24 protein-coding genes and 1 pseudogene are annotated in these 23,732 nt (G+C 70.7%); 10 read left to right on the top strand and 15 right to left on the bottom strand.

Annotation, left to right across the window (positions count from 1 at the left end):
- Position 1: 1 nt before the first annotated feature.
- Positions 2 to 424 (bottom strand): hypothetical protein, encoded by a 423-nt coding sequence (locus ACZ7L7_RS31865; protein WP_285516287.1) that lies wholly within the window; start codon positions 422 to 424, stop codon positions 2 to 4.
- Positions 425 to 456: 32 nt separating this feature from the next.
- Positions 457 to 1,701 carry a DUF6745 domain-containing protein gene (locus ACZ7L7_RS31860; RefSeq protein WP_472077747.1) on the bottom strand — a complete coding sequence of 415 codons (1,245 nt, stop codon included), beginning with the start codon at positions 1,699 to 1,701 and terminating at the stop codon, positions 457 to 459.
- A 390-nt stretch (positions 1,702 to 2,091) separates the two neighbouring features.
- Between ACZ7L7_RS31860 and ACZ7L7_RS31855 the strand changes: the two genes are divergently transcribed.
- A complete protein-coding gene (locus tag ACZ7L7_RS31855; protein ID WP_285516289.1) occupies positions 2,092 to 2,979 on the top strand; it encodes a bile acid:sodium symporter family protein in 888 nt (295 codons plus the stop codon).
- Positions 2,980 to 3,068: 89 nt separating this feature from the next.
- Entirely contained in the window at positions 3,069 to 4,295 is a 1,227-nt protein-coding gene (locus ACZ7L7_RS31850; RefSeq protein ID WP_472077746.1) for a metallophosphoesterase, read from the top strand.
- A gap of 8 nt (positions 4,296 to 4,303) precedes the next feature.
- Here the strand turns inward: ACZ7L7_RS31850 and ACZ7L7_RS31845 are convergent, their stop codons facing one another.
- The gene (locus tag ACZ7L7_RS31845) at positions 4,304 to 5,422 is read right to left on the bottom strand and encodes an AI-2E family transporter (RefSeq protein WP_285516291.1); all 1,119 of its coding nucleotides are present in this window, start codon (positions 5,420 to 5,422) and stop codon (positions 4,304 to 4,306) included.
- 86 nt (positions 5,423 to 5,508) lie between these two features.
- Complete coding sequence (locus tag ACZ7L7_RS31840; protein ID WP_472077745.1) at positions 5,509 to 7,266, bottom strand: immunity 49 family protein; 1,758 nt, start codon at positions 7,264 to 7,266, stop codon at positions 5,509 to 5,511.
- Positions 7,267 to 7,423: 157 nt separating this feature from the next.
- Between ACZ7L7_RS31840 and ACZ7L7_RS31835 the strand changes: the two genes are divergently transcribed.
- Both ACZ7L7_RS31835 and ACZ7L7_RS31830 read left to right on the top strand, forming a co-directional pair.
- Entirely contained in the window at positions 7,424 to 7,918 is a 495-nt protein-coding gene (locus ACZ7L7_RS31835) for a hypothetical protein (protein ID WP_472077744.1), read from the top strand.
- A gap of 79 nt (positions 7,919 to 7,997) precedes the next feature.
- Positions 7,998 to 8,647, top strand: a pseudogene (locus ACZ7L7_RS31830) (MFS transporter); the annotation flags it as partial.
- Between the two features lie 19 nt (positions 8,648 to 8,666).
- Here ACZ7L7_RS31830 and ACZ7L7_RS31825 read toward each other — a convergent pair.
- The 5 genes from ACZ7L7_RS31825 to ACZ7L7_RS31805 all read right to left on the bottom strand — a co-directional run bounded on the left by ACZ7L7_RS31825 (position 8,667) and on the right by ACZ7L7_RS31805 (position 12,217).
- Positions 8,667 to 9,083, bottom strand: coding sequence for a contact-dependent growth inhibition system immunity protein (locus tag ACZ7L7_RS31825; protein WP_471431701.1), 417 nt, complete (start codon positions 9,081 to 9,083; stop codon positions 8,667 to 8,669).
- Positions 9,084 to 9,286: 203 nt separating this feature from the next.
- Positions 9,287 to 9,769 carry an NUDIX domain-containing protein gene (locus ACZ7L7_RS31820; protein ID WP_453600550.1) on the bottom strand — a complete coding sequence of 161 codons (483 nt, stop codon included), beginning with the start codon at positions 9,767 to 9,769 and terminating at the stop codon, positions 9,287 to 9,289.
- 44 nt (positions 9,770 to 9,813) lie between these two features.
- On the bottom strand, positions 9,814 to 10,116 hold the full coding sequence (locus ACZ7L7_RS31815; protein WP_453600547.1) for a hypothetical protein: 303 nt from the start codon (positions 10,114 to 10,116) through the stop codon (positions 9,814 to 9,816).
- The gene (locus ACZ7L7_RS31810) at positions 10,113 to 10,682 is read right to left on the bottom strand and encodes a sigma-70 family RNA polymerase sigma factor (RefSeq protein ID WP_285516296.1); all 570 of its coding nucleotides are present in this window, start codon (positions 10,680 to 10,682) and stop codon (positions 10,113 to 10,115) included. The genes ACZ7L7_RS31815 and ACZ7L7_RS31810 overlap by 4 nt, the downstream gene beginning before the upstream one ends.
- Positions 10,679 to 12,217: a sodium:solute symporter family protein gene (locus ACZ7L7_RS31805; protein WP_285516297.1), complete on the bottom strand. Its 1,539-nt coding sequence runs from the start codon at positions 12,215 to 12,217 to the stop codon at positions 10,679 to 10,681. The genes ACZ7L7_RS31810 and ACZ7L7_RS31805 overlap by 4 nt, the downstream gene beginning before the upstream one ends.
- 179 nt (positions 12,218 to 12,396) lie before the next feature.
- Here ACZ7L7_RS31805 and ACZ7L7_RS31800 point away from each other — a divergent pair, with 179 nt between their 5' ends.
- From ACZ7L7_RS31800 to ACZ7L7_RS31785, 4 genes are all read left to right on the top strand, one after another.
- The gene (locus tag ACZ7L7_RS31800; protein ID WP_285516298.1) at positions 12,397 to 12,609 is read left to right on the top strand and encodes a DUF3311 domain-containing protein; all 213 of its coding nucleotides are present in this window, start codon (positions 12,397 to 12,399) and stop codon (positions 12,607 to 12,609) included.
- Between the two features lie 58 nt (positions 12,610 to 12,667).
- Positions 12,668 to 14,821 carry a carbon starvation CstA family protein gene (locus ACZ7L7_RS31795; RefSeq protein WP_453600544.1) on the top strand — a complete coding sequence of 718 codons (2,154 nt, stop codon included), beginning with the start codon at positions 12,668 to 12,670 and terminating at the stop codon, positions 14,819 to 14,821.
- Positions 14,818 to 15,012, top strand: coding sequence for a CstA-like transporter-associated (seleno)protein (locus tag ACZ7L7_RS31790; protein ID WP_472077743.1), 195 nt, complete (start codon positions 14,818 to 14,820; stop codon positions 15,010 to 15,012). The genes ACZ7L7_RS31795 and ACZ7L7_RS31790 overlap by 4 nt, the downstream gene beginning before the upstream one ends.
- 119 nt (positions 15,013 to 15,131) lie before the next feature.
- On the top strand, positions 15,132 to 15,956 hold the full coding sequence (locus ACZ7L7_RS31785; protein WP_472077742.1) for an MBL fold metallo-hydrolase: 825 nt from the start codon (positions 15,132 to 15,134) through the stop codon (positions 15,954 to 15,956).
- Between the two features lie 120 nt (positions 15,957 to 16,076).
- On the opposite strand, the gene ACZ7L7_RS31780 is transcribed toward ACZ7L7_RS31785, so the two are convergent.
- The 3 genes from ACZ7L7_RS31780 to ACZ7L7_RS31770 form a co-directional block, all read right to left on the bottom strand.
- Positions 16,077 to 17,144, bottom strand: coding sequence for a hypothetical protein (locus ACZ7L7_RS31780; RefSeq protein ID WP_453600536.1), 1,068 nt, complete (start codon positions 17,142 to 17,144; stop codon positions 16,077 to 16,079).
- Positions 17,145 to 17,224: 80 nt separating this feature from the next.
- Positions 17,225 to 17,893, bottom strand: coding sequence for a response regulator transcription factor (locus tag ACZ7L7_RS31775; protein ID WP_453600533.1), 669 nt, complete (start codon positions 17,891 to 17,893; stop codon positions 17,225 to 17,227).
- On the bottom strand, positions 17,890 to 19,071 hold the full coding sequence (locus ACZ7L7_RS31770; protein ID WP_472077741.1) for a sensor histidine kinase: 1,182 nt from the start codon (positions 19,069 to 19,071) through the stop codon (positions 17,890 to 17,892). The genes ACZ7L7_RS31775 and ACZ7L7_RS31770 overlap by 4 nt, the downstream gene beginning before the upstream one ends.
- 128 nt (positions 19,072 to 19,199) lie before the next feature.
- On the opposite strand from ACZ7L7_RS31770, the gene ACZ7L7_RS31765 reads away from it, so the two are divergent.
- Entirely contained in the window at positions 19,200 to 19,802 is a 603-nt protein-coding gene (locus tag ACZ7L7_RS31765) for a DUF308 domain-containing protein (protein ID WP_471431712.1), read from the top strand.
- 110 nt (positions 19,803 to 19,912) lie between these two features.
- Here ACZ7L7_RS31765 and ACZ7L7_RS31760 read toward each other — a convergent pair whose 3' ends face one another.
- The gene (locus ACZ7L7_RS31760) at positions 19,913 to 20,803 is read right to left on the bottom strand and encodes a glycoside hydrolase family 19 protein (protein ID WP_471431714.1); all 891 of its coding nucleotides are present in this window, start codon (positions 20,801 to 20,803) and stop codon (positions 19,913 to 19,915) included.
- 284 nt (positions 20,804 to 21,087) lie between these two features.
- Here ACZ7L7_RS31760 and ACZ7L7_RS31755 point away from each other — a divergent pair, with 284 nt between their 5' ends.
- Positions 21,088 to 22,821: a serine/threonine-protein kinase gene (locus tag ACZ7L7_RS31755; protein WP_471431716.1), complete on the top strand. Its 1,734-nt coding sequence runs from the start codon at positions 21,088 to 21,090 to the stop codon at positions 22,819 to 22,821.
- 89 nt (positions 22,822 to 22,910) lie between these two features.
- On the opposite strand, the gene ACZ7L7_RS31750 is transcribed toward ACZ7L7_RS31755, so the two are convergent.
- On the bottom strand, positions 22,911 to 23,042 hold the full coding sequence (locus ACZ7L7_RS31750) for a hypothetical protein (RefSeq protein WP_285516308.1): 132 nt from the start codon (positions 23,040 to 23,042) through the stop codon (positions 22,911 to 22,913).
- A gap of 98 nt (positions 23,043 to 23,140) precedes the next feature.
- A complete protein-coding gene (locus ACZ7L7_RS31745) occupies positions 23,141 to 23,632 on the bottom strand; it encodes an SRPBCC family protein (RefSeq protein WP_285516309.1) in 492 nt (163 codons plus the stop codon).
- Positions 23,633 to 23,732: the final 100 nt, after the last annotated feature.

The following is a 23,732-nucleotide window of genomic DNA, read 5'->3' as shown; positions in this document are numbered from 1 at the left end:
TTCAGTCCACGACGATCCGGTGGTCGAGCTCGACCTGGCGACGTACCAGGTACGTTCCCGGCGCATGGCCCATCGCGCCGTGCTCGGGGTGCAGGACGTACGCCGTGGCGCCCTCGTGGACGGTGAAGCAGCCCACGTCGGGGCCGTTCTCGCTGTTCGGTGCCCACGTCACCGGGCCGTCAGCCACGAGCAGGTGGGTGTTGCCGCCGTCCTCGGAGGAGACCAGGGGTATTCCGGCGGCGGGGACGGGCTCGAATGGGCCGGTGGGCTCGTAGCCGATCAGGTCCACTGGGATGAGCCCGACATCGCCCTGGCGCTGCAGTCCGGCGGAGACGGGGATGGTGGCCTCCAGGTCGAGGTGGTCCAGGACGTCGACTCCGGCGAGGGCGGTGACGTCCGCGAGTGTCGGGTGCTGTGCGGTCATGGGTGCTCCAGGTCGATTGCGGATGGTGGGCGTCAGGTCGCCCGCGCCATGCTCAGGTACTGCTCGCGGGTCAGGCCGAGCAGGCGCGCGGCCGCGGTCGTGGGGTCCGGGGTGTCGGCCGGGACCAGCAGGCCGTACTGACGACGCGTGCCGTCCCGCTCGACGGAGGCGTTCGTGCACAGCAGGACGCGCGCCCTGCCGCGGCGGCCGGGCAGTTCGTAGAGGGTGAGCCACTGTCCCGGGTTGCCGGGGTCCGGTTCCGGCGGGCCGACGCGTCTCAGCTCGGCTGCCTCGACGAACTCGGGCCATCCCATCCATTCGATCGCGCAGCGGCGGAGTTCGACGTTGGTCGTCTCCCACAGAATGCGGTCGGGGTCCCAGCGGCCGGCGATCAGGGAGTCCGGCACCCTCGTGCCGTGCCAGCAGTGGAGGGACCAGCCGTCCGGCCACACCACGGCCGGGCCGTCGGCGCAGTGCAGACGGCCTTGCGTGTCCCACCGCTGCACGTCGGGGCGGGGTGTGAGGACGGCGTAGTCCCGGCAGGCCCACCAGTACCCGGCGTGGCGGGCGACCTGCTGTTCGCCGTGGAAGACTTCCATGCCGCCGACGCCGATCCGCTCCAGGGCCTCGTACCAGGCGTAGCCCATCACCCCCCATGAGGAGACCGGCTGTCCCCGCCACCAGCGCCTGGGAAGGCGTGGGGCGACATTCTCCGGGACGGGGACTCCGGCCTGGGCGGACACCTGGGCGAGCAGTTCCGCGTGCACGGCCGGTACCACATCGATGTCGTACCGGGCGGAGCCGAAGTACCCGTCGCGGTCGGCCCAGCTGCTCAGCACATAGCGCTGGGCTTCCACCTGATCCCTGAGTTGGCCGTGGACCGTGAACCGCCATCCCGAGATCGCCGGGCTCGGTCGCAGCCGCAGCAACGCGCTCACGCGTGCGTCCACCGGCTTGGAGATCTGCTCCGTGCCCCGGTCGGCGGCCTCCGGGTGCAGGGTCATGTACGGGGTGCGCAGCAGTGCCTGCCGCGACCGGCGGCGGAGCCGGGCACGCACCCGACCCGCCCGGCCGCGCAGCACGGTGGCGATCACGTCGGGCAGCATCGCCTGTCCGATCAGGCCCGCCCACGGGGAGCCCAGCCAGACGACAAACGCGGGCGGCGGCAGGCCGCACGCCTCGTAGGCCAGGCGGACCCCCTCCTCGGCAGCCGCACGGTCCTCCGGACCGACCGCCCTCTCCACGGCCGCCCAGGACTCCGCCACGTCGCGAATCATGGCTTCCTGCGCAGGAGTCAGCCTGCTGATACGCCCGCAGGTCCGCATGACCCTCCCCTCACGCCTCGACAGCCCTCGACCCGGGCGCCGCCGGCCAACGGCGGAACCGTGGCGGGTGAGCACCGGAAACAGCAGGGGCATGATCCAGGACGCCGGGGGTCGGCGGCGCGGTTCCCGAGAGGCGTCAACGCCCGGGTGTCCCGGTCCTGTTGCCACCCAGGACCTGGCAAATCGGCGTCGACCATGCCATGTTGACCGTGCTCACACCCGCATCTCCTGTGCGCGATGCGGACAACACCTGTGCATGCGCACGCAACACAGACAACGGGTGTCCTCCGGCCGCGACTCTGCACCGCCGGGCCACCCCTGCCGCTGAAGACGGAGCCGCGTATGGACACTCCTCTCGCCACCGTGTTCCTCCCGCTCGCCCTCGCCGTCATCATGTTCGGGCTGGGGCTCTCCCTGACGGTGGACGACTTCCGGCGGGTGCGGCGCCATCCCCGGGCCGTGGTCGTGGCGATGAGCTGTCAGCTGCTCCTGCTGCCCGGTGTGTGCCTGGGGCTCGTCCTCGCCTTCGGTCTCTCCCCCGTGCTCGCGGTCGGCATGATGCTGCTGGCCGCATCGCCCGGCGGGACGACGGCGAACCTGTACAGCCATCTCTTCGGCGGCGACGTGGCGTTGAACGTCACGCTCACGGCGGTGAACGCGCTCCTGGCCGTGGTGACGCTGCCGATCATCACGAACCTCGCCCTCACTTACTTCGAGCCGGACATCGGGGAGAAGAGCATGGGGCTGCAGTTCGGCAAGGTTCTGCAGGTGTTCGCCCTGGTCCTGGTGCCGGTGGCGATCGGGCTCACCGTCCGCCGCCGCTCGCCCGATTTCGCGCTCCGCATGGACCGCCCGGTGCGGATCCTGTCGGTCGCCGTGCTCGTCATGATCATCACCGGGGCGGTGGTGGCCGAGCGGGACAACATCGGCGGCTACGTCACGGACGTGGGGCCGACGGCGGTGGTGTTCTGCGCGCTGAGCCTCGCCATCGGGTACGCGGTACCGCGCATGGCCCGGCTGGACAAGCGCCAGTCCGTCGCCTGCTCCATGGAGATCGGCGTGCACAACAGCGCCATCGCCATGACGCTGGCCATCAGTGTGCTCGGCAGCGTCAGCCTGGCCGTTCCGGCCGCCGTCTACGGCGTACTCATGAACCCCGTCGCCGCGCTCGGGGGACTGCTGATGACGCGGGGTAGCCGCCGTGCCGAGGAGGCTGCCACGCCACTCTGACCGGCGCTGAGGGCAGTCGCCCCAGGGGCCCCTTCCGTCCACGAACGGTTACAGTGCCAGGGACGGCAGCCTGGCTTGTGAGGGGTAGCGTGACCGACACCAGCGACACCCGACCCGCCGACAACGAGGCGGCCCAGGCGCCACGCCCACGCAGCCGCGTACTCCGCCTGATGCGCTACCTCCCGCTGATCACCCCTGTCCTGCTGTGGGCGGTGCCGTGCGGGGTGCTCCTGTACACCGGCCAGGACTGGCCGCTGCCGGTCACGCTCATCGGCACGCTCCTGTTCGCCATGGGCCTCGTCGGTATGCCGTACGCCATGATGCGCGGGCACGGCCGCCGGCAGGAGGACCGCTCGGCGATCGTCGGTGACACGCTGCTGGGCGGGAGCTGGGTCCTGTTCACCTGGACGGTGCTGCTCGGCGTTCCGCTGCGGATCGCCCTGACCGTGGCCGGTGCCGGGGAAGGACAGGACCGTGCCCGCATCGTCACTTGGGCCGTCCTCGCCGTAACGGCCCTGCTGCTCGGCTGGGGGTACGCAGAAGCCCGCCGCGTGCCCAGGGTGCGCCACGTCGACGTGCAACTTTCGCGTCTGGGCCCCGGGTTGGACGGACTGCGCGTCGCCCTCATCACCGACACCCACTACGGCCCGCTGGACCGGGCGCGCTGGTCGGCCCGGGTGTGCGAGAAGGTGAACGCCCTCGACGCCGACCTGGTCTGCCACACCGGCGACATCGCGGACGGTACGGCCGAACGCCGCCGCGCCCAGGCGGCCCCGCTCGGCACCGTGCGGGCCACCCACGCGCGTGTGTACGTCACCGGCAACCACGAGTACTACAGCGAGGCCCAGGGCTGGGTCGACCTGATGGACGAGCTGGGCTGGGAGCCCCTGCGCAACCGGCACCTGCTGCTCGAACGCGGCGGGGACACGCTCGTGGTCGCCGGTGTGGACGACGTGACCGCCGAGTCCTCCGGAGTGGCCGGACACGGCGCGCACCTCGCCGGTGCCTTGCGGGGCGCCGACGCCGACCACCCCGTGCTCCTCCTGGCGCACCAGCCCAAGTTCATCGACGAGGCGGCGGCCGGCGGCGTGGACCTCCAGCTCTCCGGCCACACGCACGGCGGCCAGATCTGGCCCTTCCACTACCTGGTACGGCTGGACCAGCCCGCCCTCGCGGGCCTGACCCGCCACGGTGACCGCACCCTCCTCTACACGAGCCGCGGCACCGGCTTCTGGGGCCCGCCCTTCCGCGTCTTCGCCCCCAGCGAGATCACTCTGCTCGTGCTCCGGTCACCGCAACCAGCGGCCTCGGCGTAGCGGCTGCGCTACGACGGTACGGCGGCACCGGGCATCGGCTCGCCGTCGTCCTCCGGCTCCGCCGGTGGCTCGGCGAGTTGCTCGCGTACGTAGTTCCAGACCACCGCGATCAGGGCCGTGACCGGGACGGCGAGGAGGCTGCCGACGATGCCGGCCATGTTGCCGCCGAGCGTCACCGCCAGGAGGATCACGGCGGCGTGCAGGCCGAGACCTCGGCTCTGGATCATGGGCTGGAAGACATTGCCCTCCAGTTGCTGCACGACCACGATGATGGCGAGCACGATCAACGCGTCGGTCAGGCCGTTGGAGACCAGGGCGATGAGGACCGCGACGAGGCCGGCGAACAGTGCGCCCACGATCGGCACGAACGCCGTGACGAACGTCAGCACCGCGAGCGGGAGCACCAGCGGCACATCGAGGATCCACAGGCCGATCCCGATCAGCACGGCGTCGATGAGACCGACGGCGGCCTGCGAGCGGACGAACGAGCCCAGGGTGTTCCAACCACGCGCGGCGACGGTGGGGATGTCGGTGGCGAGGCGGCCGGGTAGCTGACGGGAGAGCCAGGGCAGGAACCGCGGCCCGTCCTTGAGGAAGAAGAACATCAGGAACAGGGCCAGCACGGCGGTGATCACGCCGTTGACCACACTGCTCACCCCCGTGACCAGGGCGCCGACGGCACTTCCGAGACCGTCCTGGGCCCGCTCGACCGCGCTGTCGAAGGCCCGGTCGATCTCGGCGTCCCCGATGTTCAACGGCGGCCCGGCGGCCCACTCCCGCAGCCTCTGCACCCCCTCGATCACGCCGTCGGTCAGTTCCCCGGACTGCGACGCCACGGGAACCGCGATCAGCGCCACGACGCCCGCGGCGACGAGGAGGAACATGACGGTCACCAGCGCCGCGGCCAGGGCCGGCGGCCACCCGCGCGCACGGAGGAATCGCGTGGGCGGCCAGGTCAGTGTGGTCAGCAGCAGGCCGACGACGATCGGCCAGACCACCGACCACATCCGGTCGAGCAGCCAGAGGGCGACCGCGAGCATCACAAGGACCAACAGCAACTCGGCACACACACGCGCCGATATGTGCAACGCGGCACGCGACTTCGCGGCACTCACTTTGGCAGGCATGGGGCACACCTTATGGGCAACCTGGCTGCTTCCCACCGCCCGGCCGACCTCCGCCTTCCCGTGGGACCCGGGTCGTCACCGCCCGCCTAGATACGCTCTGCGGCCGCCAGCAGACTCGGCGGAAGGTACGGGGACTCGACTCGTATGTCCCAGCCCCGTCGGCGGGCGTGACAGGTCAGGGCGAGGACGTCGAGATCGAGGGAGCCGTCCACGTCGTCGATGCGGTCGGCGACGCTGTAGTAGTCGCGGTGAGCCTCCAGGGCGTCCAGCAGGGCCAGGTTGAAGCTCTCCTCGTCGCCCTCCACCAGCTGCGACAGCAGCATGGCGGGCGGCATGTCGAAGCCCCAGTCCTTGGCCCGCTCCGCCTGCTGCAGCGCACGCTCCGCGGCACCCTCGGGGTCGTCGCCCTTCAGGTAGGCGTGCAGGGCTTGGCGGTACTGGGTGAACGCGGAACCGTCCGGGGCGGTGAAGTTGGGGCCGGTGAGCACCAGCGGCGCCAGGTCCTCGCGTACGCCGGTGATCAGGGCGAGGTTCGTACCGAGGTGCCAGGCGTAGGCGCCTGCCGCGTCGTTCCGCTCGGCCTTGTAGCGCAGCTCGCGGCCGTCGATCGTCACCTCGACCTCGGTGCCGGGCTCCGCCATGGCGATCCGGAACAGGGCGCCCGCGGCCTGGGAGCCCAGGCGAAGGTGCCCGAGCTGGGCGTCAGTCACGTCCGGGGAGTTCGCAGCCCGCCAGGTGAAGAGATTGGCTTGGCGGGTCAGGACATGGCTCAGCTCTGCCACGCTGAGCGGCTCGCCGTCGGCGGAGGTGAACGCCTCCATGACGCGCTTCTGGTCCCGCGCGTGGAGATCCTCGCTCTCAGGCCACTCGCGGGCCGGGCGCTCCACGACAACGGGGCCTGCCGCAAGCGCGGCGACCGCGTCGCGGCGCCGTTTCCGGCCGAACGCGCCTACGCGCGGCCCGCGGGACTCGAATCCGGTGACCAGCGCGTGCGGCAGGTACTCGGTGCGCACGGCCGGCTCCCAGCCCAGCGTCCGGTACGCGAGCGCGGCCAGGGCGAGGGGGACCAACGGCAGGAGATAGCGCGGGTCGGCCGAGGAACCGTGCAGCGTCCTGTGCCGGTTGAGGAGGTCGGCCAGTCCGTCGTCGAAGCTCTTGCGGTCCTCGGCGGCCAAGGCCCGCACTGTCTGCAGGGCCACGCTGTCCGGGTGGTCCAGGAGGGGCTTGCCCGTCTCCTGGGCGCGGGCTTGGATGCGGCCCAGGGCCGCGTCGACGGCGGCGACCTTGGCCTGGGGACTCGGCGGATACTCCTCGTCGTCGCCGGTGTCGTCCAAAACGACGGCCGTCAAGGCCGTGGCGAGTTCCCCGACCGGCGTCCCCTGCGCCTTCTCGGCGAACTTCTCCCGCGCGAAGTGGAATGCCTCGCCGTGCCACTTCGCCTTGTCCCGCAGGACGGTCAGGCACAGCGCGTCGACCCACTCCCCCGGTGCGACGCGCTCCGGCGGGGCGTCCGAGCCCGGGTCGTAGCCCATGCCGAAGTTCACGTAGTCCAAGGTGACGTGGAAACTGCAGTGCGGGTGGTAAGCGGCGTACGCGACCGCACCGGCCGCCGCTTCGGAGGCATCCTTGAGAACGGCCTTGGTCTCCGCGGTGTCGAGGTCGGGTGTCTCAACCGACAGGGCACCCAAGTAGCCGAGGAATTCGTCCGCGATGGACTGCCACTCGTACACAGCCATCCGGCCCGCTCTCGACAGGGACCCCACCAGACGTCCGATGCGATTGGCGAAGTCCTCACGTGCCGCCGACACGGCCGCCTCGCCCACCTGGTGACGCTCAATCCGCACGATTCCCACTCCTTGATCGAATCTGTGCGCCAGCCTAGGCGAGGGGTCTGACATTGGCCTCCTCCTGAGGGAGGTGAAGCCATGGACGATGGGCCGTCGACACGGAATTGCCTTTCGCGGCCGGCGAGCTCAGCCGCTGTCCCGTCAAGATGTGCACGTGACGGAGCGTGAAGCGGATCTGGTGGCCTTGTTGCGCGAGCTCGATGATCCCGAGTGGCTGGAGTGGCCCCGGGACTACGACCGCGGCGCGATCGGCGCGCTGTTTGAAGACCTGGTGTCCCGGCTTGAGGATGACTTTGCCACGCGATGCGCGACCGAGCGGGACGCACAGGACTCCAGTGAGTACGGGCGCGTCACCATACCCGCAGATGCGACCGCGTGCGGGACCCGGATCGTCGTCTGCGTGAGCAAGTTCGGGTTGCTGGCCCTGGTCTGCGCGGACAACCCCGGTGCCTTCATCGGCACCGGAGAAGCACAGGCCGAAGGTGAGTTGAACGCCACGGACCTGGGCAAAGTCAATCGCGCTCTGGCCGACCTCGGGTACGCGATCGTTCCCGAGGAGCTATTGGAGTGCGACTACCACGGGCCGAGCGAGCTGCCTGCGCTTGTCCCGCGGCCCACCTGGTGGCATCGCTTCTTCGGCAGCTTCTGATGACTGTGCCACGAGGGCCAGGCCGGTGCCGGCGAGACACCCGTCGATCACGTCCGGCCGGTACTGGAGCTGCTTGGGCTCCAGCGCGGTGTGCTTCGCGCTGTCCTTCCTCTCGATCCGGCGGATGCGTCGCGCCGAGGTGGTCCCGGCACCGACGCCACGCTGCGTGCGGTGTGCCTCGCCTCCGCCGCGTTCCAGTTCGCCTTCGCGGCCATGATGACGGTCTATCTGCTCTTCCTGCCACGGGAATTGCGTCTGTCGGGTACGGCAGTCGGCCTGGCACTCGCGGCGACCGGACCGGGTGCGGTTGTGGGTTCGCTGCTGGCCGCCCGGCTGCCGAGCAGGTTCGGATCCAGCCGAGTGCTCATCCTCGCGGCAGCACTCGGGGGCGGGGTGTTCCTGTGCGTGCCCGTGCTGCACGGCTCCTCCGCCGTGACGGTTTCCGCGCTCGTGGCGGTCTCGTTCCTGTTCTGAATCGGGGGCCAGTTGGTGAACGTCACGGTCATGGGCGTGCGGCAGTCGGTCACTCCGGACGGGATGCAGGGGCGCGTGGCCGCGACGATCTCGTTCGTGGGCATGGGGATGGCTCCGCTGGGCTCCCTGCTCGGGGGGCTTGTCGCGGCGGAGTGGGGACTACGCGTCAGCCTCCTGGTGACGGCCGCGGGCATGCTGCTGTCACCGGTGACGATGGCTTCCTCCCCGCTCGCACGCCTGGGGCGGACGCTGTGACCCGACAGCCCGAAGTGGCTCAACTCCAGTTGGCAAAACGAGCGAGTTCCTCGGCGGCGCCGGGTGGAAGCGTTTCCGCCGCATGCTCCGGCAGATGCTTGATGACGTCCCGCAATTGGTCTGCGAGGTCCGGCAAGAGGGCCCAGTCCGATGCCGGAGCGTTCACCACGGCGAACAGCAAGTCGCCCTCGTAGAAGTAGGCGTCGAGCATGGGCTCTTCGAGCAGCACACGCACGGCGAGAGGGAGCACGAAGGGCAGCCCGACCTGTTGGGACACGAGGGTGCGCAGATCCGCCGGTGTGAGCTCCCCGAGCCGAGCCCGCCGCAGCGCGTGCACCCTGCGTACCAAGGGGGTTGCGTTCGAGGCGTCCGGCTCCTCCCAGCGGGGCGGGTCGAGGTCGTCGAGCGTGCGGTCGAGGTGCAGCAGGCGGTTCATGGGGGCGGGTTCGATCCGTCAGGGGGTCAGCGGGCCGGGCGGGACAGTGCCTCGGAGAGTGGCACGCCCTGTCCGGCGGCGACAATCCGGCGTGCCCGGACCTCGGCTCCTTGCCGCACACGTAGGGGGGTGCCCGTCGTGGCCCAGGGCCGCGCCCAACACCGCCGTCACGGCAGTTCACTTGCCCGCACTGTATCGAACGGTCACTGGAGATACCGATCGAATATCTCCTGACTGTCCGGAGTGAAGGTCCACCGCCGCAGAGCCCGGCGCAACTCCAGCTCGGTCAGCCAGCCGTGCCAGGCCACCTCACCGGGGTCGGGGGTGCCGGCCCCCAAAAGCTCGGCATCGCACACGCCCAGCCAATGGGGGCTCAGCCCGCGCCGGTTGAGGAACTTGAACCGGAAGCGCACCCGCGCCGACGTCCCCAACTCCTCGGCCAGTTCTCGCTCGGCTGCCCGCTCGTAGGATTCGCCGACGGCCGCCGCTCCCCCGATCCCGAGTTCGTAATGGCCCGGGAAACGGGACAGTTGTCCGGCACGTCGGTGGACGAGGTAGCGGCCGTGCCCGTCGCGGCACACCGCAACGCCGATCCGGTGCAGCCAGCCCTCCCTGACGGCCTCCCGTCGGCTCACGACCCCCAGCACACGGTCTGCCGCGTCCACGCGTTCCACGAGTTCGTCCACGACGCACACCCTCGCAGAACCCACTGACAACGCCGCGGCGCCGGTCAGCCTTCCCCGGCCGCCCGCACCCCCACGGACATCCCCACAACCGTCCCGTTCCCCGAGAAGATCACTCCCGGCTTCTCGGGGGCCTGGTTCAGGACCCACAGGCCCAGCAGCGTGGCCAGGGTGAAGACGACCGCGATCAGGACCGCGAGGACGAGTCGGCGGCGGCGTTCGCGGCGGCGCCACTCGCCGCGTGCCGTGCGGTAGACGTCGGGGTCGGGAGCGGCCTGGACGCCGTCGGCGAGGGCGGCGAGCGCCTCGCGGAGTTCCTGTTCCGTGCGGTCCGCACCGGTGTTGTTCATCGCCGGGCCTCCATCGCCTGGGTCAGGGCGGCGAGGCCGCGTGAGGTGTGGGTCTTGACGGAGCCGCAGGAGATGCCCATCGCGGCGGCGATCTCGCTCTCCTTCAGGCCGAGCCAGTGGCGCAGGACGAGCGCCTCGCGCTGGCGGGCGGGCAACTGCTGGAGCGCGTCCATCAGTACGCGCTGGTCGTCGCGGAGGATCGCCGTGCTCTCGGCGGACGCGACGAGTTCGTCGCCGGGCTTCTCCACGTGCTTGCGGACCACCTGGAGGTGGCGTATCCGCATGCGGGTCAGGTTGCAGACGGTGGAGCGCAGGTAGGCCTCCGCCGCCTCGGTGTCCTTCAGGCGCCGCCACTTCCGGTAGATCTGGTAGTACGCCTCCGCGACCACGTTCTCCGGGTCGTCGGCGCCGAGCAGGACGGCCAGGCGCAGCATGGACGAGTAGTGCACCTCGAACAGGCGGGCCACGCCGGCCTCGCGGTCGGCGTCCGCCGGGTCGCTCGCCGCGGGCGGGAGCGGTACGGCGGCGGTCGCGGTGCCGCGCTCGGGTCTCAGGTGCTGTCTCATGAGTTGCTGGCTCCCGTCTCGGGGTGCCGCCTGGCGAGCAGGCGTGACGGCAGGTCGGTCAGGTCGGCGCCGCGCGGGACGCCGAGGCGGCTCAGCACGAAGGTGCCGGCCACAGCCACGGTCATGTTGAGGAGCAGGGCGGCGAGTCCGGCGTAGATCTCGGGGCCGGAGCCGAGCGGCACGATCGAGGAGAACCCGCCCCGTACGACCATGGCGGTGCCCGCGAGCATGCCCACACCCCATCCGGCCAGCAGCGCCCGCGGGTGCAGCCAGCCGGTGTACAGGCCCACGGCGACGGCCGGGAAGATCTGCAGGATCCAGACCCCGCCGAGGAGCTGGAGGTTGATCGCGTCCTGGTCGCGCAGTCCGAACACGAACGCCACCGCGCCGACCTTCGCGGTGAGGGAGACCAGCTTGGCGACCCGTACCTGGCGCTTGGGCGTGGCCGTGGGATGGACGTACTCGACGTACACATTGCGTACGAAGCTGGTGGCGGCCGCGATCGACATCACCGCCGCGGGGACCAGTGCTCCTACGGTGATCGCGCCGAAGACGAGGCCCGCCAGCGGGGACGGCATCAGGCGGTCCACCAGCATGGGTACGGCGGCCTCGGCGCCGCCCTCCGGGGCCTGGACGCCGGTCGCGAGGGCGGCGATGCCGAGGAAGCCGAAGAGGGCGAGCAGTCCGGTCCAGGCGGGCAGGGCCACCGAGACCTTGCGCAGGGTCTCCGGGCCGTCGGCGGCGAAGCCCGCGGTCAGGACGTGCGGGTACATCAGCAGGGCGAGGGCGGAGCCGAGGGCGAGGGTGGCGTAGGCGGGCTGCTGTTCGGGGGTGAGGAGGAGGGCCGGGCCGCCGAGGCGTTCGGCGGCGCCGTCGAACACGGGGCCGGGGCCGCCGAGGCGGTCGAGGACCAGCCAGGTCACCGCGGTCAGCGAGACGAACACGGCGACGGCCTTGAGGGCGGAGATGACGGTCGGGGCGCGCAGTCCGTGCCGGTAGGTGGCGATGGCCAGGCCCGCGAAGAGGGCCACCATCAGCGCGTCGCCGGTCGCGCCGCCCGGGTACAGGCCGCCCGCCGCCAGTACGGCCCGTATGCCGAGCAGTTGCAGCGCGAGGTACGGCATGGTCGCGAGGATGCCGGTGAGTGCGACCACCAGGGCGAGCGGCGGGGAGCCGTACCGGCCGCGTACGAAGTCGGCGGCCGTGACGTAGCCGTGCCGGTTCGCCACGGTCCACAGGCGGGCGAGCAGGACGAAGGCCAGCGGGCAGACGATCACCGTGTACGGCACGGCGAAGAAGGCCGGCGCGCCGTTGCCGTAGGCGAGGCCGGGGACGGCGGCGAAGGTGTACGCGGTGAAGATCGTGCCGCCGAGCAGCAGCCAGGTCCAGACGGGGCCGAGGCTGCGGTCGGCGAGCGCCCAGCCCTCCAGTGAGGGCAGGCGGTCGCTCGGGCGCAGGCGGCGGGCGGTGACGGCGAGCAGCGACGCTCCGCCGATCACGGCGAGGAACGTCGTCGTCATGGCGCCGTCCGCCATGGTTCACCGTCCTTGGTGTGCAAGTGCCCTCACTCACGCAGTTGCGCGAGTCCCTCGTTCGGAGGACAGGAGACGGCGGGAAATTTTCTCGACATTTTCTCGACATACGCTGTCAACCGTCTCCGGTCGGTCGGCAACTCTTGCACAAACCCACAGCTGACGGGAGGGGAGGGCAGGTCATGGCACGCAGGGGTGACACCCGGCTACGGCGCGTCGCCGTGCCCGCTCTGCTGCTGGCACCCGCTGCCGGTCTGCTGGGGGTTCCGCTGTACGCCGGTGCCGATCCGCGGCTGGCGGGCACGCCCTTCTTCTACTGGTACCAGCTCGCCTGGGTACCGGGGTGCTGCCTGTGTCTGCTGGCCGCGTACGTACTGACGCACCGACATCGCTGAGCCGCACTTCCCCGTACTGATTCACCTCGTTGCTCACCTTTTGAGATCGGGAGTCGTCATGCCCACATCAGCCCCGCCCGCTTCCGGCGGCAAGGCTCCAGGCACCTCACGGATGTCACCCAGGTCCGTCGCCATCTGGGTCGCCGTCGCACTCGTCGGAGCGATCGCCTGGGCCGTACTCGCCCTGTCCCGGGGAGAGGAGATCTCGGCCGTCTGGCTGGTCGTGGCCGCGCTCGGGTCGTACGCCATCGCCTACCGCTTCTACTCGCGGTTCATCGCGCGCCGCGTCCTGGAGGTGGACGACACCCGCGCCACGCCCGCCGAGCGGCTGGAGGACGGCGTCGACTTCCACCCCACCGACAAGCGGGTGCTCTTCGGTCACCACTTCGCGGCGATCGCCGGCGCCGGTCCGCTGGTCGGTCCGGTCCTGGCCGCGCAGATGGGCTATCTGCCGGGCACGATCTGGATCATCGCGGGCGTGATCTTCGCCGGTGCGGTCCAGGACATGATCGTCCTGTTCCTCTCCATGCGCCGCGACGGCAAGAGCCTCGGCCAGATGGCCCGCGACGAGATCGGCAAGGTGGGCGGAGCCGCCGCGCTGCTCGGTGTCTTCGCGATCATGATCATCCTGCTCGCGGTGCTCGCGATGGTCGTCGTCAACGCGCTCGCCGAGTCCGCGTGGGGCACCTTCTCGGTCACCATGACCATCCCCATCGCCCTCTTCATGGGCTTCTACCTGCGCTACCTGCGCCCCGGCCAGGTCGTGGAGACCAGCCTCATCGGCGTGGCCCTGCTGCTGCTCGCCATCGTCGGCGGCGGCTGGGTCCAGGACTCCTCCCTCGCCGAGCACTTCATCTGGAGCCCGGAGACCCTGGTCTTCTGTCTGATCGGCTACGGCTTCGTCGCCTCCGTCCTGCCGGTGTGGATGCTGCTGGCACCCCGTGACTACCTCTCCACCTTCATGAAGGTCGGCACCATCGCGCTCATGGCGATCGGTGTGATCGTCGCCGCCCCGAACCTCAAGGCCGAGTCGGTCACCGACTTCGCCTCCAACGGCGAAGGCCCCGTCTTCTCCGGCTCCCTGTTCCCCTTCCTGTTCATCACCATCGCCTGCGGCGCCCTGTCCGGCTTCCACGCCCTGGTCTCCTCCGGCACGACCCCGAAGCTGATCCAGAAGGAGTCCCAGGTCCGGCTGATCGGCTACGGCTCCATGCTCACGGAGTCCTTCGTCGCCGTCATGGCGCTGATCGCGGCCTGCGTGCTCGAACCCGGCCTCTTCTACGCCATGAACGCCCCCGCCGCCCTGCTCGGCCCGACCGTGGACACCGCCGCGGAAGCGGTCAAGAACATCGGCTTCACCATCACCCCCGAGCAGCTCACCGCCGCCGCCAAGGCGGTGGAGGAGGAGACTCTGGTGGGCCGCTCCGGCGGTGCGCCGACCCTGGCCGTGGGTATGTCGGAGATCTTCGCCGGAGTGTTCGGCGGCGCCGGGATGAAGGCGTTCTGGTACCACTTCGCGATCATGTTCGAGGCGCTGTTCATCCTCACCACGGTCGACGCCGGTACCCGCGTGGGCCGCTTCATGCTCCAGGACATGCTCGGCAACGTCTGGAAGCCCATCGGCCGCGTCACCTGGAAGCCCGGCATCTGGATCACCAGTGGCCTGGTCGTCGGCGCGTGGGGCTACTTCCTCTACGCCGGGGTCACCGACCCGCTCGGCGGGATCAAGCAGCTCTTCCCGCTGTTCGGCATCGCCAACCAGCTGCTGGCCGCGGTCGCCCTGGCCATCACCACCACGGTCCTGATCAAGCACGGCAAGCTGCGCTGGGCCTGGGTGACGGGCGTTCCGCTCGCCTGGGACGTGGCCGTCACCTTCACCGCGGGCTGGCAGAAGATCTTCTCCGACGACCCGAAGATCGGCTTCTTCGCCCTCCGCGACAAGTACGCCCAGGCCATCGACGAGGGCGAACTGCTGCCCGGCGCCACGAACATGGACGACATGCACACCATCGTCACCAACAACACCGTCGACGGTGTGCTCATGGCGATCTTCCTCCTGCTGGTCCTCATCGTCCTGGTCAACTGCGCGGTGGTGTGCGTCCGCGCGGTCCGTACGCCGGAACCGCTGCCGACCTCGGAGGTGCCGTACGTCGAGTCCCGCATCGACGCGCCGGAGACCTCCGACGAGGCGCTGGTGGGGACACGGTCATGAGGAAGCGGGCCGTACGGATGCTGCGCACCGTGCGCTGGTATCTGCGGGAGCTCACCGGTGAGGCGCAGTACGAGCGTTACTGCGCCCGCCACCGGGAACGGCACCCCCATCTCCCGGCGCCCACCCGGCGGGAGTTCGACGAGCAGCAGGCAAGGCAGCGGGAGGGACAGCCCATGAGCCGCTGCTGCTGACCCCCCGGGACACGGGGCCGACGGCGTGTCGCCGCTGTCGGCCCCGTGGGCCTGTCAGGTCGGCAACGCACCTTCATGAACAGGCCCTTGGTCCCGCCGCCCGTGGAAGGATCACGGCCATGTCACCCAACCTCCCCCGCCTCCGGATCGGCCCTACCGAGATCATCGCCCTCCCCGACGGCGAGGGCCCGTTCTTCTCCCCGCGCGCCGAGGCGTTTCCCGGGGCCACCGCCGCCCAGTGGGCGGAGGCCGATGCCTACGACCCCGGCGCCGTGGACGCCGAGGGACGCTGGTTGCTGCGGTTCCGGGCGTTCGCGATCCGCGACGACAACGGCGTCACCCTCGTGGACGCCGGGATCGGTCCCGCGGACAGTCCTGCCGCGGCGTGGGCGCCTGTGCCGGGCGTCCTGCCCGAGTCGCTGGCCGCGGCGGGGATCGAACCGGGCGACGTCAACACGGTGGTGCTCACGCATCTGCACACCGATCACGTCGGATGGGCGGTGGTGACGGAGGCAGGCGGGACCAGTGGTGGCCGTCGCCCGTACTTCCCCCGTGCCGAATACCTGCTGCAGCGGGCCGAGCTCGACGCGCTCAACGCCCTCAACCCGGAGCTTCGAGAGACACTGACCGACGTGCTCTCAGCCACCGGGCAACTCCGGCTGCTGGACGGCGACACGCCCCTGCGCACGGGCCGGGTGGTCGCCACGCCGGGCCACACACCGGGCCACCAGAGCGTGCTGGTCGGCGACGGCCGGGAACTGGCCCTGATCACCGGCGACCTCCTCGTCCACGCCCTCCAGCTCCTCCATCCCCAACTCGCCTACGCGCACGAGGTCGATGCCGAGACGGCCAGGCTCTCAAGGCAGCGCCTGCTCGACCCGGTCACCGCCACCACGCTGCACCTGGCGACACCGCACCTGTCGGAGCCGTTCGTGTCCGCGTGATGTCCGCTCACACGTCAGGGAACGGCGGAGTCTCGTCCGTCACGCGCAGCAACTCCCGGGAGGTGCTCGCCTCCTCCGGTCGTACGGAGGAGGCAGGCCCCTCGTCGGTTCAGCGATGGCTCACTGGATCAGGTCGGTATGCGGATGCTCCGGCGATGCCGGGCAGACGTAGAGCTGCATGTTGTCCGTGCTGCCGACCTCGACTCCGGTCGGCTGGGCCGGGTCCAGACCAGCCGGGTGGCCGGGCGCGTAAGCGGCGGCTCGGTCCTCGTACGGCGCCCAGCCCCGTGTCCCGCCGTCCCATTCGAAGGACGCGATGGTCAGCAGCGGAACCATGCGTGCCTCGCACACGGCGCAGTAGCACGGGTGCGGGTCGGTGCGGCCCCACGGAGGCCAGCCGCCGACCTTCCAGCCCGGAGCATCGGCCAGTTCGTCGTCGTAGAACTCCGCCGGGTATTCCGCGTACGAGTCGTGCACGGCCGTGCCGGCCGCCTGCCATCTGCTCCAGTCCCCCACCGCCTGGCTCAACTCCGGGCTGAGATCGAGGCTGTTGGGGTATTCGGTGATGGCTTCCGGGGCCGGCACGCACGGCTGGGGAACGTAGCCGTCGTACTCCGCCTCGTACGGTTGCGGCGGTGTTTCGAGGATGTCGACGACCTCGGCGGTGGAGCGCCAGAACAGGGCTGTCGCGGGCTTGTAGTTCGGTTCGTGGTCGTAGGCGCACCAGAGGATCTGGAGCAGGTCCGCCTGGCCGGGCGGACGCAGCAGCGGTATGTCGCGTACGTACAGTTGGGCGACGGGCAGCAGGGGGACCGGGCTGTCCGCGGGCTGTGGAAGTCCGGCGTCGAGTCGCTCTTGGAGCCTCGCGGTGGCCTGTTCCTTGATCGCCGCTTCCTCTGGCGTGTACGCGGGGCCTTCGGGATCACGGTGCAGCCGTGCCCGTCTGCGCCTCTCCATCCGCACTTCGGTCGGCGGCCTGCGGAACCCGGCGTCCACGTGGGGGCCTTCGCAGTGCGGCCACGGCTCGTCCGACGGCCACAGCAGGGGTCCCCCTACGGAACTGTCCTTGACCGTGGGTTCCCCGGGGCGGGGGTGCAGGCGGATCGCGGGGCGCGCGAGCGGTGCGAGTTCTGGAAAGACCGCGGGCACGTCGACCGGCCGCGGTGGAGTGGTCCGTACGAAAGCCATGCGGTAATCCTGCCACCGGCCACTGACAATGCCCGGCTGCCCCGACCGGCGCGCTCATGACCGCCTCGCGGTGCGGGAGTTCAGGGGTAGAGCCCGGCGCGGAAGGCGAACGAGACCAGTTGGGCGCGGTCGCGTGCGCCGACCTTGGTCATGGCGCGTACCGCGTGGGTCTTCACGGTGAACGGCGACACCGACATCCGGGCCGCGATCTCGTCGTTGCCGAGTCCGCTCGCGACGAGGACGACCACGTCCCGCTCCCTGGGGGTCAGGGCGTCGAAGCGGCGCAGGAGTTCGCGGTCGACGACCGGGGTCCGGCTGTCCGCCACGTGGCCGATGAGCGCGGCCGTCGCGGCGGCCGAGAGGGTGCCGCCTCCGTCCATGACCTCGGCGATTCCGGCGACGAGTTCGGCGGGGCTCACGGTCTTGCTCAGGAAGCCGTTGGCGCCCGCGCGCAGGGCGCCGAGAACGATCTCGTCCTGGTCGAAGGTGGTCAGCACGATCACCCGCAGCTTCTCCGGCGGGTGCTCCTCGCGGATCCGGCGGGTGGCCTCGACGCCGTCGATGCCGGGCATGCGGATGTCCATGAGGACCAGGTCGGCGGGGTGTTCGCGGAGGAAAGGGGCGACCTGGAGGCCGTCGGAGAGGTCGCCCACGACCGCCAGGCCGGGGTCGAGGCGGAGCATCGTCCGGATACCGGCCCGAATCTCGGGCTCGTCGTCGACGATCAGGATCCTGGTCCGTGGCGTCATACGGCCGCTCCCAGGCGGCTGAACTCCGCACGGACCCGGAAGTGCCCGTCGTGCGTGTCGATCGTCAGCCGCCCGTGCGAGGACTCGACGCGCTCGCGCATCCCCAGCAGTCCGAGGCCGGAGCCCGGGCCGGAGTCCGGGGACGCGCCGGCGACACGGTTCTCCACGGTGACGCGGATCCTTCCCCCGTACTCGCGCACCTCCACCGTCGCCGGTCCCTCGCCGTGCCGGTGGGCGTTCGTGAGCGCTTCCTGGACGATCCGGTAGACCGTCACGCCGACGCTCGGCTCCACGAACCCGGCGGGGAGGTCGATCGTGGGCCGTACGTCGAGGCCGATGCTCTCGAAGGAGGCGACCAGGGCTTCCAGGCCGCTGAGAGCGGGGGTGGGCCGTAGGGCCTCGTCGTCGGTGACGGTGTCCCTGAGTCGCAGGAGCTCCAGGATCCGCTGTGTCTCGACCACGACGGTGCGGGCGCTGGAGCGCGCCGAGACGAGGGCCTGCCGGGAGTCGTCGGCGTCCTCGGGCAGACCGATCTCCGCGGCGCCGAGGTGCATGCTCAGCAGGGCGACCTGGTGGCCGATGACGTCGTGCAGGTCCCGGGCGATGCGGAGCCGCTCCTCGGTCACCCGGCGGGTGGCTTCGATCTCGCGGGTGGCGAGGGCGGTCTCGGCGCGTTCCTCCAGGATGAGCCAGTGCTCGCGGTGGATGCGCAGGGCGGCCCCGGTCGCGCCTCCCGCGACGGCCGAGAACAGCGCGGCGGCGCCCGTGACCGCGCCACCGCGGAATCCGCCCAGGGTCATGAACGCTCCGAGGAAGAACGCGGCGACCAGGGCGGTCGCGACCACCGGCTGCTTGCCCCTGAGCGTGGCCGAGAACAGGACGAGCACCGCCATCATCCACACCGACAGCGGGTCGTGGCCCACCGCCGTGACGGCGAAGGACGCCGCGCTCGCCACGAGCAGTCCCGCCCACGGCCGCCACCACGACAGGGCGACACCGCCGCCGGCGAGGAGCACGGAGAGCGCGGTGGGCCAGTCGGAGCCGCGCAGGACCACGGCCACGATCTGGCCGGTGAACACCAGCACCGCCACCGCGTAGGCGGCGAGGTTCAGCGCCTCGGGGCGGCGGACCCACAGCGGGGACGCGGGCCCGTCGGGACTGTTCTGTGCCTTGACCATGGCCCGATTCTCGTCCAGACCTGCGGCGACGACGTACTTCGAACGTAGTACGCGGCCCCGTCCCCGGCCGATGAGACTCCTGACCGAGGCGACCGTCTCACACCGAAACGATCACCATGGGACATGCGATGACTCAGACCGCTGCCGCACATCCGACAGCCGCGCCCACTGCCGGTACGACGTCCTCCGGGCTCCGCTCACTCCACCTCGTCCGAGTGGCGTTCTCCCTCGTCTGGGTGGCACTCGTGCTCACCACGTCCGCCTCGCTGGAGTCGGCGGACGGGGTCACGGCGATCGCGGGCGTGCTGCTCGTCGTCTACCCGTTGTGGGACGCCGTGGCCACGCTCCTGGAGCCACGGCTGGCCGGGACCGGCTCCCTGGACCGTGTCGGCGCCGTGAATGTGGGGCTCGGGCTCGCCACCGCGGCCGGGATGGCCGTGGCCGCCTTCTCCACCGTCGGGGCGGCCCTGCTCGTGTTCGGCGTCTGGGCCCTGCTCGCCGGGGCCGTGCAGCTCGCCGTGGCGCTCCGGCGCCGCCGGACCGTCGGCGCCCAGTGGCCCATGATCGTCAGCGGCGGGCAGTCCGTGCTCGCCGGGGCCGTCATCGCGGGCACGTCCGGCTCGGCGACGAGCGGGCTGTCCACCGTCGCCGGGTACTCGGCCTTCGGTGCCTTCTGGTTCCTGGTCTCCGTTGCCGCGCTGAGCGTCCGGGCACGGCGCGCGGGCCGCTGACCCCCGCCGTGCAACGGGGGCGGCGCGCACCGTGGGTGGCGGCACGCGGGATGCCTACCTGCCGGTCAGGGGCATGACACTCCACGTGCCGCCGTGCTCGGGGTCCGCCGTCAGCAGTACAGGTTGCCGCCGGGGGACACACCGAGGATCTGCGTGAACCGCTGGTAGGTGTTCACGCGGCTCTGCACCTGCGCCGGGTTCTTCCCGTCGCACTCCAGGGAGCCGTTGATGGAGCGGATGGTCTGGCCGAATCCGGCGCCGTTGACCATGGCGTTGTGGGGGGTCATGGAGCCGGGGCCGGTCTGGGTGTTCCAGTACCACAGGGCCGTCTTCCAGGCGACGGCCGCGTCGTTCTGCACCAGCCAGGGGTTGTTGAGCAGGTCGATGCCGAGCGCGTCGCCCGCGGCCTTGTAGTTGAAGTTCCAGGACAGCTGGATCGGGCCGCGGCCGTAGTAGGCGGCCTGTCCGGCGGGACAGCCGTAGGGCTGGCTCCAGTCGCAGTAGTGCGGGTAGTTGGCCTGGTTCTGCTCCACCACGTGGACCAGTCCGCCGGTCTCGTGGCTGACGTTGGCCAGGAAGGCGGCGGCCTCCTGCTTCTTCACCGTGTCGCTGCCGGTGTTGGCGAAACCGGGGTAGGCGCTCAGCGCCGCGGTGAGGCCGCTGTAGGTGTAGAAGGGGTTCCGGTTCGGGAACATCTGGTTGAACTGCGCCTCCGACACGACGAAGCGCGCGTCGGGGTTGCCCGGCCCGCTGTCGCAGGCGTACGGCTCCCAGTACCAGGTGCTGATGGTCGGGTCGTAACCCGGGTTGGCGTGCTCGGCTATGTACGCCTTGCCGTCGGTGTAGCGAACGATGTCACCGGCGTTGTACCACTGGCCGGCCCTCCAGCCGGGGTAGCTGGAGCACGCCGCGGCGGCGGCGTTCGTGGCGGGGAGCAGCACCGGGGCGGCGCCGGCGAGGGCGAGGACGGCCACGACGGCGGAGACACGACGTCTCGACACTGAATCAACTCCTTTGCGGGGCACGGCCGCTCCCTGGGGGCAGGACGCAGCGAGCCCGCACCGCACGCACCGGTGGACCGGACACGGCGTGGGGGCGGCCGTGGTGGGGGGTTGTGCCAGCCCACTCAACCGCTTTGGTCTGTACCAGTCAAGGGTTTAGACCAGTCAGGTCTGGACCAATTGGCGGGCGGGGGTGCCGGGTACCCCTCCCTGTGGCCCTCCAGGGAGACGTGGGAGCCACCTCACCCGAGCGTCTGTCACCGGCGTCTCGTAGGCTCCTCGCCATGAACGACGGGGTATCCGGCAGACGGGTCATCGACGGGCGCTTCGAGCTGGAGGCGCGGCTCGGTGGCGGCGGTATGGGCATGGTGTGGCGGGCGCGCGACCTGGTCCTGGACCGGGCGGTGGCGCTCAAGGAGGTCCGGCCTTCGGATCCGGGGCTGGCCGAATACGATCCGCAGGCGGCGGCCGCGCTCCGGGCCCGCGTGCTGCGCGAGGCCAGGGCGCTGGCCCGGGTCGACCATCCCAATGTGGTGACCATCCACCACGTCATCGACGGCGGGGACCATGCCTACCCCTGGATCGTCATGGAACTGGTCACCGGGGGATCCCTCCAGGACCGCCTCGAACAGGGCCCTTTGACGCCCGTCGAGGCGGCCCGCATCGGCCGCGAGGTGCTGGCCGCGCTGCGCGCCGCGCACGACGTCGGTATCCAGCACCGCGATGTGAAGCCCGCCAACGTGCTCCTGCGCCCCGACGGGCGGCCCGTCCTGACCGACTTCGGCATCGCGGCGATCAGGGAGTCCACGGTCCTGACCGCGACCGGCTCCCTCATCGGCACGCCCGACTACATGGCGCCCGAACGCATCTCCGGCGGGGAGGGCGGCCCGGGTTCAGACCTGTGGTCGCTGGCGATGATGCTGTACGTCGCCGTCGAGGGGCACCACCCGCTGCGCAGGGGGACCACTCTGGCGACGCTGGCGGCGCTGCTCAGCGAGGAGCTGCCGCCGCCTCAGCGGTCGGGGCCGCTTACGCCCTTCCTCAACGCCATGCTCGTCAAGGACCCGGCGCGGCGGCCGGACGCCGAGACGGTGGACCGGATGCTCACGGCTGCCGCCGAGGCCACCGGCCCGCAGGTGGCGCACTCGGCGACCTCGTACCCCGTGGCCCCGCCGACCGGCCCCTCCGCACCGGTGACGCCTGCCGGTTTCGGGCCGCCGCCGACCGGTTTCGGGCCGCCCCCGCAGACCGTCACCCCGGGCGGCTGGACGCCGAGTCCGGGGACAACGACCGTTCGACCCACGGCACCGCGACCCGGCGGGCGGGGGAAGCGCGGACTCGCGGTCGCCTCATCCGTCGCGGGCGTGCTGCTGGTCGGAACGCTGGTGTGGAACTTCCTCCCCGACGACAACGGCAAGGCCGACGACTCGTCGGCAGGCTCACCCGGGACGTCCACGCCCGACGCGCGCAAGTCCTCCTCCCCCACGGCGTCGGGATCGTCCCCGACGTCCCCGGCCAAGCCCGACGCGAGCCGCTCCGCTTCGGCCGACAAGGTCGACACGAAGAACGGACTGCTCACGCCGGACGGCATCCGCACGGCACTGGCGGCGATCGAGGAGGAGACCGGCCGTAACCGTGCGGGAGACCTCACGGTCTATCCCGACTACGTGAACGTGCAACTCATGGTCGAGGGCAGTGACACCAAGTACGACAGCTACACGTACCGGCTCGGTCGTGGCGTCGAGAAGGGCATCATCAGCAGCACGATCTTCCCCGGCAACCGGCCGTTCAACTTCGACGACTTCGACTGGGACGTCGTCCCCGCCCTCCTGAAGAGAGCGGAGAAGGACCTCAATGTCGACAACCCGACTTCGCGATACGTCCTGGTCCGCGCGGCCTCGGAAACGTTCGACACCCCTCTGGGACTGGCCGTGTACCTGGGCGACGAATACACCACCGGCTACTTGGACGCCGACCTGAAGGGCAATGTGACTCGCGTCGTACCCGCGGAGGACTGAGACGCTGTATGGAACGGGTTTCGGCTGCGCGCGACCTCGTGCTCGGTTACGTCCGCGCTCTGACCGCGGCCCCGTTCCGGGACCCCGGCTCAGCCCGACGCCGAAGGGTCGAGCCGGTTGATCAACGTACCGCTGACCCGCTGGAGTTCCTCGTCGTGCTCGATGTTCTGGAACCTGCCGCCGCGCGGGGGCCGGGCCAGGGCTTCGCGGAGCAAGGGCAAGGCGGGCGCCGCGTGCGAGCCCGTGCGGGCCAGACAGTTCACGATGTGGTTCGCCGTCGCGGCACTGACAGTCCGGTCGGACCGGGACTTGGCCGGGCTCAGGCCAGGGATTCGAAGTACTCCTTCTGCGCGGGGTAGTAGTCCTCGAAGTCGGGCCGGGGGCCGCCGGTGCGCGCGGCGGTGAGCATGTCCAGGTAGTACTCCCAGCCGGGGCCGATCTCCCCGACCTGCTCCGTGGAGGTGAGGTGCTGCACCAGGCGGAGTTCGGTGGTGCCGTCGGTCTCGGTCAGCAGCAGCTCCATGGACCACTGGCCGCCGTCGTCCTCCATGGCGAGGGCGAGTCGGCTCGGTGGTTCGCACGCCTCGATCCGCATCGGACACCAGGGCTCCGACTCCTCGAACAGCATCTGTACCTCGATGGTGTTACCCGGTGCCCCCTGGCCGCGCCAGGGGCCGAACCAACGGGCGGTGCGCTCCGGCTCGGTGACACTCGCCCAGACGTCGTCGGCGGAGGCCTTGTAGGTGCGGGCGATGATCAGGTCGTGGCCGGTAGTGGTGGGGACGAGGCGTCCGGTGGGCTGGGGAGTCATGCGGTCCTACCTTCTTGAGTGCATCCCGTGAGTTCGCGACTCTGGGACTGCGCGGGTGGGGCAGGGATGGTTTTCATGCTGGCTGCCTCCGATGGCTCAG

Source organism: Streptomyces sp. NPDC110618, from assembly GCF_055657065.1.
This window is presented reverse-complemented; position numbering and strand designations above follow the sequence as displayed.

Bases quoted from the DNA above. Each gene is read 5' to 3' on its own strand.
- ACZ7L7_RS31810 (WP_285516296.1), bottom strand. From the start codon at position 10,682: ATGAGACAGCACCTGAGACCCGAGCGCGGCACCGCGACCGCCGCCGTA.
- ACZ7L7_RS31800 (WP_285516298.1), top strand. From the start codon at position 12,397: ATGGCACGCAGGGGTGACACCCGGCTACGGCGCGTCGCCGTGCCCGCT.
- ACZ7L7_RS31845 (WP_285516291.1), bottom strand. From the start codon at position 5,422: ATGCCTGCCAAAGTGAGTGCCGCGAAGTCGCGTGCCGCGTTGCACATA.
- ACZ7L7_RS31860 (WP_472077747.1), bottom strand. From the start codon at position 1,701: ATGATTCGCGACGTGGCGGAGTCCTGGGCGGCCGTGGAGAGGGCGGTC.
- ACZ7L7_RS31780 (WP_453600536.1), bottom strand. From the start codon at position 17,144: ATGGCTTTCGTACGGACCACTCCACCGCGGCCGGTCGACGTGCCCGCG.
- ACZ7L7_RS31865 (WP_285516287.1), bottom strand. From the start codon at position 424: ATGACCGCACAGCACCCGACACTCGCGGACGTCACCGCCCTCGCCGGA.
- ACZ7L7_RS31785 (WP_472077742.1), top strand. From the start codon at position 15,132: ATGTCACCCAACCTCCCCCGCCTCCGGATCGGCCCTACCGAGATCATC.
- ACZ7L7_RS31795 (WP_453600544.1), top strand. From the start codon at position 12,668: ATGCCCACATCAGCCCCGCCCGCTTCCGGCGGCAAGGCTCCAGGCACC.
- ACZ7L7_RS31765 (WP_471431712.1), top strand. From the start codon at position 19,200: ATGACTCAGACCGCTGCCGCACATCCGACAGCCGCGCCCACTGCCGGT.
- ACZ7L7_RS31790 (WP_472077743.1), top strand. From the start codon at position 14,818: ATGAGGAAGCGGGCCGTACGGATGCTGCGCACCGTGCGCTGGTATCTG.
- ACZ7L7_RS31805 (WP_285516297.1), bottom strand. From the start codon at position 12,217: ATGGCGGACGGCGCCATGACGACGACGTTCCTCGCCGTGATCGGCGGA.
- ACZ7L7_RS31755 (WP_471431716.1), top strand. From the start codon at position 21,088: ATGAACGACGGGGTATCCGGCAGACGGGTCATCGACGGGCGCTTCGAG.
- ACZ7L7_RS31855 (WP_285516289.1), top strand. From the start codon at position 2,092: ATGGACACTCCTCTCGCCACCGTGTTCCTCCCGCTCGCCCTCGCCGTC.
- ACZ7L7_RS31745 (WP_285516309.1), bottom strand. From the start codon at position 23,632: ATGACTCCCCAGCCCACCGGACGCCTCGTCCCCACCACTACCGGCCAC.
- ACZ7L7_RS31775 (WP_453600533.1), bottom strand. From the start codon at position 17,893: ATGACGCCACGGACCAGGATCCTGATCGTCGACGACGAGCCCGAGATT.
- ACZ7L7_RS31815 (WP_453600547.1), bottom strand. From the start codon at position 10,116: ATGAACAACACCGGTGCGGACCGCACGGAACAGGAACTCCGCGAGGCG.
- ACZ7L7_RS31825 (WP_471431701.1), bottom strand. From the start codon at position 9,083: ATGAACCGCCTGCTGCACCTCGACCGCACGCTCGACGACCTCGACCCG.
- ACZ7L7_RS31770 (WP_472077741.1), bottom strand. From the start codon at position 19,071: ATGGTCAAGGCACAGAACAGTCCCGACGGGCCCGCGTCCCCGCTGTGG.